We start from the raw sequence: 10,704 nt of genomic DNA, 5'->3' as shown, positions 1-10,704 counted from the left end.
AGATCGCCCTGACCGGGCTCGCCCGTGACCTTGCCGCCCGCGCCGATGCCGGAAAGCCCATTCGCGTCGGCGTTATCGGCTCAGGCGAGATGGGTACCGATCTCGTCACCCAGATGAGCCTGATGAAGGGCGTCGAGATGGCGGCGATCGCCACCCGCCGGCCCCATACCGCGCTTGCCGCCATGACCATCGCCTATGGCGACGACAGTCACGGCCGGGTGGTTGATTCTCCCGCTGCCGCTACCGCCGCCATCGAACAGGGCAAGATCGCTGTCACGTCGGCCGAGACCCTCGTCACGACGCCCAATATCGACGTGGTGATCGACGCCACCGGCAAGCCCGGCGTTGCCGCCGATTTCTCCCTCACCGCCATGGAACATGGCAAGCATCTGGTGATGATGAATGTCGAGGCTGACGTCACCATCGGACCCTATCTGAAGGCCCAGGCCGACCGCCTCGGCGTCGTCTATTCCGTCGGTGCCGGCGACGAGCCCTCGTCCTGCATGGAACTGATCGAATTCGTTACCGCGCTTGGCCTTGATGTCGTTGCGGCCGGCAAGGGCAAGAACAATCCGCTCAAGCACGACGCCGTCCCCGATGATTATCGCGAGGAAGCGACGCGCCGGAACATGAACCCGCGCATGCTGGTCGAATTCGTCGATGGCTCCAAGACCGCCGTCGAAATGACCGCCATCGCCAATGCCACCGGCCTCATGCCCGATATCCCCGGCATGCACGGGCCCAAGGCCGACCGCGACGACATGGCCAAGGTTCTTATTCCCAAGGCCGACGGCGGGATTCTCAATTCCTCGGGCGTCGTCGATTTCACCATCGGCAAAGGCGTTGCCCCCGGCGTCTTCGTTATCGTCAAGGCAGAACATCCGCGCATCATCGAGCGCATGGACGATCTTCATATCGGTCACGGGCCCTACTATGCCTTCTTCCGCCCCTATCACCTGACGAGCCTTGAGGTCCCGCTGACCTGCGCCCGCATCATGCTCACCGGCAGACCCGACATGGTGCCACTGCCCCGCCCCGTCGCCGAAGTCTGCGCCGTCGCCAAGCGCGACCTGCTGCCCGGCGAAGCGCTCGATGCCATCGGAGAGACCTGCTACCGCTCTTATGCCATGAGGGCCGACGAGGCACGCGCCGCCGGGGCAGTGCCCGTTGGCCTCCTCGAAGGTGGCAAGGTCACGGCGCCGATCGCCAAGGGCGCGCTTCTTACCGCGGCCAACAGTCAGCCCGACACATCAACGCGGCTGTTCGCGCTCCGGCGCGAACAGGATCGGATGCTGGGCTACGTCTCGTAGCAGGGCTTGGGGAGCCTTAGCTCCCCTTGATCGCGATCTTGCCCTTTCGCCCGGGCTCGCCGCTGGCCCGCACGGCTTCTGCGACTTCACTGATCGGATAGGCCGCCTCGATATCGAGAACCAGCTTGCCGGCAGCGGCATCGCGGACCAGTTCACCCAGCAGCTCGCCGATGCGCTCGGGTTTCACCGGTGGCTTTGCGCCCCAGAAGCCCTTGACCGAAATATTACGGAACAGCAGTTCCCCGGCTGAAATCTTAAGCGGCCGCCCTGTCATGGCGCCAAAGCTGATCAACTGCGCGCCGTCGGCCAGAATGCCCGAGAGCTGCGCTGCGCCATCGCCACCAAGGGACTCGATGCCGCGCAGGATCGGCGCGCCACCGGTGATCGCGCGGACCTTTTCCTGCCAGCCGTCGCTTTCGGTCGCAACAACATCCTTGAAACCGAGCGCCGCCATTTCATCGACTGCCGCGTCGCGCCGAACCAGACCCAGTACCCTGACGCCCTTTTCGGCTGCGTATTGAGTAAGCAGCTTGCCCACTGCGCCATTGGCCGCATTGATCGCGATCCAGTCGCCTGCGCTCACCTCGAGCGTATCAAGCAGCATCTTGGACGAGAGCGGCATCGAAACGAGCTGGCAGGCGGTCTCGTCGCTGACACTGTCCGGCACGGGCACGAGCCGCGCGGCTGCACCGACATAGTACTCGGCCCAGGTCTTTTCTCCGCCACCGGCAACGCGCTGGCCAATTTTAAGATGGGTAACGCCCTCACCCAGCGCTTCGACCACGCCCACGGCTTCCGTGCCCGGCACGGCCGGCAAGGCCGGCTTGAAGCCGTACTGGCCCGCAATCGTCATCAGGTCGTGATTGTGCACTGGTGACAGTACCATCTTGACCAGCACCTCGCCGGGTCCGGGCTGCGGGCGCTCTACGTCCTCGGTCCTCAGAACTTTTTCCGGCGTGCCGAATTCGGAATAGATGGCGGTCTTCATGGCCGGCTCCTGTAAATTGCTATGCTGCAAAGATATGCGTCGCACGATGGTGTTCAACCCCCGCTTGCCATCTCAAACCACATGAAATAATTGCTGACTGAATTATTCAGGATTAAAACCATGTCGACCGAAGCCCTCGATCCCCGCGCACCGCAGCGCGTTCGCCACGACACGAAACTGCGTCTGCTGACCGTCACCGCCGTTACCGACATCACCCCGCTCATGCGCCGGATTCGTCTTATCGGCGACATGGAAGGCTTCGTCTCCCCCGGCCATGCCGATCACATCAAGGCCTTCTTCTTCCCAGAAGGCGTGACCCCGCTTCTTCCCGTCATCGGCCCCAATGGCGCCGAGTTCGAACCCGGCACCCGTCCCGAAATGCGCGACTACACGCCCCGCTACTGGGACGCCGCCGAAGGCTGGATCGAACTCGATTTCGTCCTCCACGGCGATGGCCCTGCTTCAAGCTGGGCGGCAGCCGCTGCCCCGGGCAAGACCCTCGTCATTGGCGGCCCGCGCGGCTCCATGGTCGTCCCCACCACCTATGATTGGTATCTGCTGGTCGGCGACGAAACCGCCCTTCCCGCAATCGGCCGCCGCATCGAGGAACTGCCCGAAGGCGCTGTTGTCGTCGCCGTGGTCGAAGTCGACTCCGCCGCAGAAGAACAGACTTTTGAGACGAGAGCCGATCTCGACCTCATCTATGTGCATCGCAATGGCGCCGCGGCCGGCTCGACGGCGCTGCTGCTCGACAAGGTCAAGACGCTCGACCTGCCCAAGGGCGACGCCTATGCCTATATCGCGGGCGAGAGCGGCATGAGCAAATCGCTCCGCCAGCATCTGACCGAAGAGCGCGGTTTCAATTCCGAATGGGTGAAGGCCGCCGGCTATTGGCTGACCGGCACCGCCGACGCCCACGAGCCGCACTGAGCCCAGCTTCACTTAAGTTCATGCGGCCGACCCGATGGAGGGCCGGCTGCAGAAGATTACTTGGTTTTCGTCTTGCGTGTCGCCGGCGCATTGGCCTCGGCCTGCAAGCGATCCGTCAGCGCACGCCATTCTTCATAGGCGGCCTCCTGATCGGGAAGCGCTTCGCGCGAGCCACCGAGCTCGACAAGTTCGCCCAGCACCCGCTCGACATCGGGTCCTTCGCGGTTACATGTTCCAGCTTCATCGAGCGCTTCGAAGGCGGGCTTGGAGAACAGCGTATCGTATTCGTCCGTCGTGAGCTTGAGTTGGCCATAGGCCAGCAAATCGGCGGAATCGGTCAGCAGAGACCATTCTTCATCGGTGACTTCATAGCCCGTGCAATTGCTCGACACGACATTGGCCAGCACCACGCGTCCAAGAAATTCCTCGGCCTGATAGTCTGTGTAGATGCTGAGATCGGGCAATTGGACGAAGATCTTGCCATCCGCCGCCGCCTGCTGCACCCCGATTGCAAGGAGTAGTCCGGCCACCAGTGTTTTCTTGAACATCGCCATTCCCAAGGTTCGTTTCCTCACAAGGTACTGAGCTTCATGGAGAAATAACGGCAGCGTGATTATTTCGGCTGGCCACCCACAAATTGCACGGCGCGCGCCCCGTTCTCGATACCGCGCTCGAGGCACTCATCAACCGGAAGACCAGCGGTGAGGCTTGCAATGAAGCCCGCCGCGAAGGCATCCCCGGCCCCGGTGGAATCGACGACGTTTACGACCGGCGCCGGCCGGCTGATGGCAACGCCATCACGTCCGCCCAGAGCCGCGCCGAACCGACCGCGCTTGATCACGACTTGCTTGAACTGCGCGCCGAGCACCCGCATCTGCTCGTCGAAATCTGCCGTCCCCGCCAGCATTTCCGCCTCGCTCTCATTGGCAAAGAGCCAGTCGGCGTCACCGACCCAGCCAAGGAAGGTGCGCGGCCCCACTTCGTCGAGAAAGCCGATCGAGGCTGGGTCGATGGCAATCGGAATGTTCCGCTTGCGTGCCCGTCCCAGCAGCGACTGCACGGCCGCCCGCGGCCCCGTCGCAAAGAAGCTGTAGCCCGAGACCAGCACCAGGCCCGTACCATCGAGGAGGCCATCGGGCAGGTCTTCGGCGCAAAGATTGAGATTGGCGCCGCGATCGGTGAGGAAACTCCGCTCCCCACTCGGATCGAGAATGGTCACCAGCACGCCCGAGCCGAGCTGCGCATCGCCCGCCAGCACCGGTGTCACGCCGCGGAGGCGGAAATGCCCCTCATGGCTCGCCTTGTCGACGAGCCCGACCCTTGCCGCAAACACCACCTCGGCACCGGCCGCGCCAAGCCAGACGGCCTGGTTGGCGCCCGAGCCGCCGGGCCGGCTTTCGATCGCCGCCCGGCGATCAGAGCCGAACACGATCGGCCCTTCGGGCTTGACGATGACGTCGGTCATCACGTCGCCGACGACGAGGACTTTTCTGTTCATGCGCGGCGAACGGGTGCCTTGCCGGCATGAAGATGCGCTAGGGCCACGGCGATCTGGCCGGCAACAAGCGCATTGTTCTTCACGAGCGCGATATTGGAGACGAGCGACTTGCCGTCGGTCAGTTCGAAGATGCGTTGCAGCAGGAAGGGCGTCATTGCCTTGCCTTTCACCCCTTTAGCGTCGGCGTCGGCCAGAGCTTGGGTGATAAAGCCTTCGATAGCACCGGCTTCCCAGGCATCGGCTTCTGGGATCGGGTTGGCGATCAGCACGCCGCCCATTTCGAGATCGGACTGAATGGCGAGCATCTTGGCAACGCTTTCGGCATCGTCAAAGCGGTGATCGACGCTGAAGCCGCTTTCGCGCGCCCAGAAGGCGGGGAAGTGGTCGGTACCGAAACCGAGGACCGGTACGCCATTGGTCTCAAGCACTTCGAGGGTCTTGGCAATGTCGAGGATCGACTTGGCGCCTGCGCAGACGACCGTAACCGGCGTCTTGCCCAGTTCTTCGAGATCCGCCGAAATATCAAAACTGTCCTCGGCGCCGCGATGCACACCGCCAATGCCGCCGGTCGCAAAGACCTTGATGCCGGCAAGCGCGGCGATCTGCATTGTCGTTGCAACCGTCGTTCCGGCCGTGGTGCCGCTCGCAAGGAGCGCTGCGACGTCACGGCGGCTTGCCTTGGCCGCCTTGTGCCCCTCGATGGCAAGACGCTCGAGGTCTTCACCCGCAAGACCCACGCACAGCCGTCCATCCATGATGGCGATGGTTGCCGGGACGGCGCCGGTCGCCCGGACCACATCCTCGACTTCCTTGGCCATTTCGAGGTTCTGCGGATAGGGCATGCCATGGGTGATGATGGTGGATTCAAGCGCCACCACGGCCTTGCCGGCGGCCAGCGCCGCTTTCACGTCTGCCGATACTGAAAGATAGGCCTTGCCGCTCATCCGTGCCTCTTTGGAACTGTTCGTGGGCGCATAAGCACTGCCCCTGTTGCCAGCGCTTTTGCGCCCGGGCAGTTCTGGGGTCAACCCCTGCAAAAACTTCTGTTTGTCAGTCTTGTGGCTCCGAAAAAATGGCTTTAGTTTGCCTTGGTCGGAGAGGGAAAGGGCACTTCGCTGAACAGGTCTTTTGTTGATGGCGCGCGTGTCGCGCCTCGATATCAGCCCATCTCCGGGCCGATCACAGCGACAGTCCCGGGCGCCCTTCGGCGTCCCCTAGAGACGTGTTCCCAAATATACGCCAATTCTGCGCCGGGCACTCAAAGATGAGTGCCCTGGCCTGAGCGCGGCTTGCCGCAAAGCCTGCCGTCCAATCTGCCTCCCCAAGAGGGTCAATGCCCCCCGATTTTTACTTGGAGCTTTCCCGTTATGAACAAGACGCTCGCCCTCGCCTTTGGCGCCCTCATGGCCGCAAGCCCCGCCTTGGCGCAGGAGGAACCGGTCCTCAACGTCTATAATTGGTCCGACTATATTGCCGAAGACACCATCGCCAATTTCGAGGCGGAGACCGGCATCAAGGTCAATTACGACGTCTATGACAATAACGAGATCGTCGACGCGAAACTCCTCGCCGGCAATTCCGGCTATGACATCGTCGTTCCCTCGGGCAATTTCCTCGAACGTCAGATTCTTGCCGGCCTGATCCTGCCGCTCGACAAGTCCAAGCTGACCAATCTCGGTAATCTTGACCCGGCCGTGATGGCAACGGCCGCCAGCCAAGACCCCGACAACGCCCACGGCGTGCCCTATATGATCAACACGATCGGGCTCGGCTACAACGTCGCCAAGGTCACCGAAGCGCTCGGCCCCGATGCCGATCTTGAGAGCTGGGATCTGCTGTTCAAGCCCGAAGTCGTCTCCAAGCTCGCCGGTTGCGGCGTTGCCGTGCTCGACAGCCCCTCCGAAGTCGTAGGCATCGCGCTCCACTATCTGGGCCTTGATCCGAACTCGGAAAGCGAAGAGGACCTCGCCAAGGCCGAGGAACTGCTGAACTCGGTCAAGTCCTCGATCCGCTACTACCATTCGAGCCAGTACATCGACGATCTCGGCAATGGCGAAATCTGCCTGGCGCTGGGCTATTCCGGCGACATCTTCATCGCTGCCGACGCCGCCGCGCAGGCCGGCCAGGGCAATGAAGTCACCTACCTGATCCCCAAGGAAGGCGCTGCGACGCTGTTTGACTTCCTGGCGATCCCGATCGATGCCCCGCATCCGGAAAACGCCCACAAGTTCATCGACTACATCCTCAAGCCCGAAGTCGTGGCCGCGATCACCAATTACGTGTTCTACGCCAACCCCAACCTGCCGGCGCTCGAATTCGTCGCCGACGAGGTCAAGTCGAACCCGGGCATCTATCCGCCGGCCGAAACCATCGCCAAGGCATTTGTCATGAAGGCGCACTCGCCTGAATTCGAAGAGGTCTTGACCCGCACCTGGACCCGCATCAAAACCGGCCAGTAATCTCTTCCAGGGGCGGCTGATTTCAGTCGCCCCTTCATCCTTTCGGTAGGGTCCGTCATGGCCAAGAAGTCGACACAGCTCGCCATCGATACGCGTCCTTGGCGCGATACGAGCAACAACAAGCCGTTCGTGCGCATCAAGAACGTGACGAAGAAGTTCGGCGACGTGCTGGCCGTGCACGATGTTTCGCTCGACATCTACAAGTCCGAACTCTTCTGCCTCCTCGGCGGTTCGGGTTCGGGCAAGTCGACCCTGCTGCGCATGCTGGCCGGCTTCGAACAGCCGACCTCGGGCACCATCGAGATCGATGGCCAGGACATGACCGAAGTCCCGCCCTATAATCGTCCGGTCAACATGATGTTCCAGTCCTATGCGCTCTTCCCGCATATGTCTGTCGAGCAGAACATTGCCTATGGCCTCAAGCGCGACAATCTCCCCAAGGGCGAGATCACTGATCGCGTCGCCGAACTCCTGAGCCTTGTCAAGCTGCAGGACTATGGCCGCCGCAAGCCGCACCAGCTTTCCGGTGGTCAGCGCCAGCGCGTCGCCCTTGCCCGTGCTTTGGCAAAACGTCCAAAACTCCTGCTCCTCGATGAACCGCTCGGCGCGCTCGACAAAAAGCTGCGCGAGGAAACCCAGTTCGAACTGGTGAAAATCCAGGAGAGCCTGGGCGTCACCTTCATCGTGGTGACCCACGACCAGGAAGAGGCGATGACGCTCGCCACCCGGATCGGGGTCATGAACCTTGGTGAAATCGCCATGGTGGGCGAGCCCACCGACATCTACGAATTCCCCAATTCGCGCTTCGTCGCCGGCTTCATCGGCTCGGCCAATATGGTTGAGGGCGTGGTCACCGAGGATGAGCCAGGCCATGTGCGCATCCGCTCGAACGAACTGGGCTGCGACATCTATGTCGGCCACGGCGTCGATTGCGCGCCCGAACAGCTCCTCTGGTGGGCCATTCGCCCCGAAAAAATGTCGCTGAGCCGCGAAAAACCCGTCCCCCCCCATGATGCCAATGTCACGTCGGGCATTGTAGAAGAGATCGCCTACCTCGGGGATATCTCCCTCTATCAGGTGGCTCTCGAGAGCGGCAAACGCATCCGTGTCAGCCAGACCAATTCGGTGCGCGGCAATCCCGATGCCATCACCTGGGACGAGAAGGTCTACATCACCTGGAGCGACAGCTCCGGCTCGGTGCTGACAGTATGACCGCCACCCATACCCCTACCATTCCGCCGCCACGGCGATTGAAACCCTGGAACGCGGTCGAGCGTGGTCTTGCCAAGGTCGGCATTTCGGGCCGCATGCTGGTGCTGGCCGCCCCTGTCCTGTGGCTCCTCGTCTTCTTCCTCATTCCGCTGGCTGTGGTCTTCGGCATTTCGCTTGCAACCAAGCAGTTTGGCCGCCCGCCCTATTCGCCGCTCCTGACCACCGAGGAGGGCACGGTGCAGCTCACCCTTCACCTCAACAATTACATTCGCCTCTTCACCGACAATCTCTATATCGCGGCCTATCTCTCCTCGATCCGCATCGCCTTCATCTCGACGGTGATCACGCTCTTTGTCGGCTACCCAATGGCCTATGCCATTGCCCGGGCTCCCGATCGCTGGCGGAATATCTTGCTTATGCTGGTGATCCTGCCGTTCTTCACCTCGTTCCTGTTGCGCGTTTATGCGCTGACCGGGTTCATGCGCGGCAATGGCGTCATCAACCAGTTTCTGGGTCTCTTCGGCATCGAGCCGCTGGTGATGATGCAGACCGATTTCGCCGTCTATGTCGGCATCGTCTACACCTACCTGCCCTTCATGATCCTGCCGCTCTATACGACGCTGGTGAAACTCGACGTCTCGCTGTTTGAAGCGTCGGCCGATCTCGGCGCCCGTCCGCTGCGCACCTTCCTCTCGGTGACGCTGCCGCTCTCCCTGCCCGGCATCATTGCCGGCTCCATGCTGGTCTTCATTCCGGCCATCGGCGAATACGTTATTCCGTCGCTCCTTGGTGGTCCCGAAACCCTGATGATCGGCCGCGTGCTCTGGGACGAATTCTTCACCGCCGCGAATTGGCCGCGTGCCGCCGCCGTGGCGGTCGCCATGCTGCTGGCCGTCGTGGTCCCGATCATGCTGTTGCAGCGCGCCCAGAGCGCCGTGGTGGAGAGATAAGATGCGCCGTGGCTGGTTCCTTCCCATCGCGGCAACCCTGGGTTTCTCGTTCCTTTACGCGCCCATCGTTTCGCTCGTCATCTTCTCTTTCAACGAGAGCCGTCTCGTCACTGTCTGGTCGGGCTTTTCGACCAAGTGGTATGGCGAACTGTTCCGCGACCCGCAGATGCTCAAGGCCGCCTGGCTAAGCCTGCAGATCGCCGCCATTGCCGCGACCATCGCCCTCGTTCTGGGAACGCTCGCGGCCGTGGCCCTGGTGCGCTTCCGGCGCTTCAAGGGCCGCACGCTGTTTTCGGGCATGGTTTCGGCCCCGCTGGTCATGCCCGACGTGATCACCGGCCTCTCGCTGCTGCTACTCTTTGTTGCCATGGAAGGGTTTCTGGGCTGGCCGCAGGGCCGCGGCATGCTGACCATCGTTATCGCGCATTCGACCTTCTGCACCGCCTATGTCTGCGTCGTGGTGCAGTCCCGCCTCTCCGACTTCGATCGGAGCCTCGAAGAAGCGGCGATGGACCTTGGCGCGAGCCCCGTCCGCACCTTTTTTGACATCACCCTGCCGATCATCGCCCCGGCTCTGGTCTCGGGCTGGCTGCTTGGTTTCACGCTTTCGCTCGACGATCTCGTCATCGCCAGTTTCGTTTCCGGGCCGGGCTCCTCGACGCTGCCCATGGTAATCTTCTCGAAAGTGCGTCTCGGCGTGTCGCCTGACGTCAATGCGCTGGCGACCATCATCATCGGTCTCGTGGCAACGGGCGTGCTCATCGCCACCATCATTCAACTGCGCTCAAAGCCCAAAAAGGCCAAGGCATAAAGCCGCCCAGAACCGATAGCCGCACGCCCCTGGGGCGCACGGTGAAAAGCGGCTTTCGCCCCGAAAAGTGTAAAAATAGAAGAGGCGAAAGCCGCTTCGCACGATCGGGATTTCTTGCGCATGCCTCGAGCGGCCCCCTTTTGGGGTCTGCGGCTGGATAATCGAGGCGGGTCTTCGCCCTCTCTCCTCTTTCTCCCCACATGGCCGGTGGTCGGCATCCACGCATCCGCCTGAGCGACCTCAAGCAGCCCGTCTCCCTGCCCGGCACTTCGTCGGTACCGCGTGTTGTCGGCAGGAATGGGGAGCATGATGACATGCCATCGCCCCCACGGGGATAAGATGGACAAGTCCACGCTGTTGCAGCGTGAAGATTTTGTGACTGGACAGGTCCGGCAAACGGGCGCAGGCTCCCCTCATGTTCAACCAACTTTAAGGAGGTGATCCAGTGTCTTTTGAGAATTCGGTACTCGAAGCAGGTCTGGGATTGAAGGTGATGTCGGGGAGTGATCTCTGCTAGCACCAACCTCCTAGGCCCTTGAGGCCTAT

The 10,704-nt window shown here is 62.0% G+C and carries 10 protein-coding genes; 6 read left to right on the top strand and 4 right to left on the bottom strand.

Annotated features, from left to right (window positions below; all coding sequences use genetic code 11):
• The first annotated feature begins 2 nt into the window (after positions 1 to 2).
• A complete protein-coding gene (locus tag ABW043_RS14415) occupies positions 3 to 1,310 on the top strand; it encodes an NAD(P)H-dependent oxidoreductase (protein WP_353921901.1) in 1,308 nt (435 codons plus the stop codon).
• Positions 1,311 to 1,326: 16 nt separating this feature from the next.
• Here ABW043_RS14415 and ABW043_RS14410 read toward each other — a convergent pair whose 3' ends face one another.
• Positions 1,327 to 2,298 (bottom strand): zinc-binding dehydrogenase, encoded by a 972-nt coding sequence (locus ABW043_RS14410; protein WP_353921900.1) that lies wholly within the window; start codon positions 2,296 to 2,298, stop codon positions 1,327 to 1,329.
• Positions 2,299 to 2,418: 120 nt separating this feature from the next.
• Here ABW043_RS14410 and ABW043_RS14405 point away from each other — a divergent pair, with 120 nt between their 5' ends.
• A complete protein-coding gene (locus ABW043_RS14405; RefSeq protein WP_353921899.1) occupies positions 2,419 to 3,228 on the top strand; it encodes a siderophore-interacting protein in 810 nt (269 codons plus the stop codon).
• Positions 3,229 to 3,284: 56 nt separating this feature from the next.
• Here ABW043_RS14405 and ABW043_RS14400 read toward each other — a convergent pair whose 3' ends face one another.
• The 3 genes from ABW043_RS14400 to ABW043_RS14390 form a co-directional block, all read right to left on the bottom strand.
• Entirely contained in the window at positions 3,285 to 3,776 is a 492-nt protein-coding gene (locus tag ABW043_RS14400) for a hypothetical protein (protein WP_353921898.1), read from the bottom strand.
• A gap of 65 nt (positions 3,777 to 3,841) precedes the next feature.
• A complete protein-coding gene (locus tag ABW043_RS14395) occupies positions 3,842 to 4,726 on the bottom strand; it encodes a carbohydrate kinase family protein (RefSeq protein WP_353921897.1) in 885 nt (294 codons plus the stop codon).
• Positions 4,723 to 5,670, bottom strand: coding sequence for a pseudouridine-5'-phosphate glycosidase (locus ABW043_RS14390; protein WP_353921896.1), 948 nt, complete (start codon positions 5,668 to 5,670; stop codon positions 4,723 to 4,725). Before ABW043_RS14390 ends, ABW043_RS14395 begins: the two co-directional genes overlap by 4 nt.
• A gap of 423 nt (positions 5,671 to 6,093) precedes the next feature.
• On the opposite strand from ABW043_RS14390, the gene ABW043_RS14385 reads away from it, so the two are divergent.
• From ABW043_RS14385 to ABW043_RS14370, 4 genes are all read left to right on the top strand, one after another.
• Positions 6,094 to 7,185: a polyamine ABC transporter substrate-binding protein gene (locus ABW043_RS14385; RefSeq protein WP_353921895.1), complete on the top strand. Its 1,092-nt coding sequence runs from the start codon at positions 6,094 to 6,096 to the stop codon at positions 7,183 to 7,185.
• Between the two features lie 57 nt (positions 7,186 to 7,242).
• A complete protein-coding gene (locus tag ABW043_RS14380) occupies positions 7,243 to 8,397 on the top strand; it encodes an ABC transporter ATP-binding protein (protein WP_353921894.1) in 1,155 nt (384 codons plus the stop codon).
• A gap of 95 nt (positions 8,398 to 8,492) precedes the next feature.
• On the top strand, positions 8,493 to 9,347 hold the full coding sequence (locus ABW043_RS14375) for an ABC transporter permease subunit (RefSeq protein WP_295414424.1): 855 nt from the start codon (positions 8,493 to 8,495) through the stop codon (positions 9,345 to 9,347).
• A gap of 1 nt (position 9,348) precedes the next feature.
• Positions 9,349 to 10,158 (top strand): ABC transporter permease subunit, encoded by an 810-nt coding sequence (locus tag ABW043_RS14370; protein ID WP_353921893.1) that lies wholly within the window; start codon positions 9,349 to 9,351, stop codon positions 10,156 to 10,158.
• The last annotated feature ends 546 nt before the right edge of the window (positions 10,159 to 10,704 follow it).

Origin of the sequence: Devosia sp. (assembly GCF_040509215.1) — a bacterium.
Lineage (GTDB): Bacteria > Pseudomonadota > Alphaproteobacteria > Rhizobiales > Devosiaceae > Devosia.
Note: the sequence above shows the minus strand (reverse complement) of the source record. Positions and strands in the feature narration are given on the sequence as shown.

Bases quoted from the DNA above. Each gene is read 5' to 3' on its own strand.
- ABW043_RS14400 (WP_353921898.1), bottom strand. From the start codon at position 3,776: ATGTTCAAGAAAACACTGGTGGCCGGACTACTCCTTGCAATCGGGGTG.
- ABW043_RS14390 (WP_353921896.1), bottom strand. From the start codon at position 5,670: ATGAGCGGCAAGGCCTATCTTTCAGTATCGGCAGACGTGAAAGCGGCG.
- ABW043_RS14370 (WP_353921893.1), top strand. From the start codon at position 9,349: ATGCGCCGTGGCTGGTTCCTTCCCATCGCGGCAACCCTGGGTTTCTCG.
- ABW043_RS14375 (WP_295414424.1), top strand. From the start codon at position 8,493: ATGCTGGTGCTGGCCGCCCCTGTCCTGTGGCTCCTCGTCTTCTTCCTC.
- ABW043_RS14385 (WP_353921895.1), top strand. From the start codon at position 6,094: ATGAACAAGACGCTCGCCCTCGCCTTTGGCGCCCTCATGGCCGCAAGC.
- ABW043_RS14380 (WP_353921894.1), top strand. From the start codon at position 7,243: ATGGCCAAGAAGTCGACACAGCTCGCCATCGATACGCGTCCTTGGCGC.
- ABW043_RS14410 (WP_353921900.1), bottom strand. From the start codon at position 2,298: ATGAAGACCGCCATCTATTCCGAATTCGGCACGCCGGAAAAAGTTCTG.
- ABW043_RS14405 (WP_353921899.1), top strand. From the start codon at position 2,419: ATGTCGACCGAAGCCCTCGATCCCCGCGCACCGCAGCGCGTTCGCCAC.
- ABW043_RS14395 (WP_353921897.1), bottom strand. From the start codon at position 4,726: ATGAACAGAAAAGTCCTCGTCGTCGGCGACGTGATGACCGACGTCATC.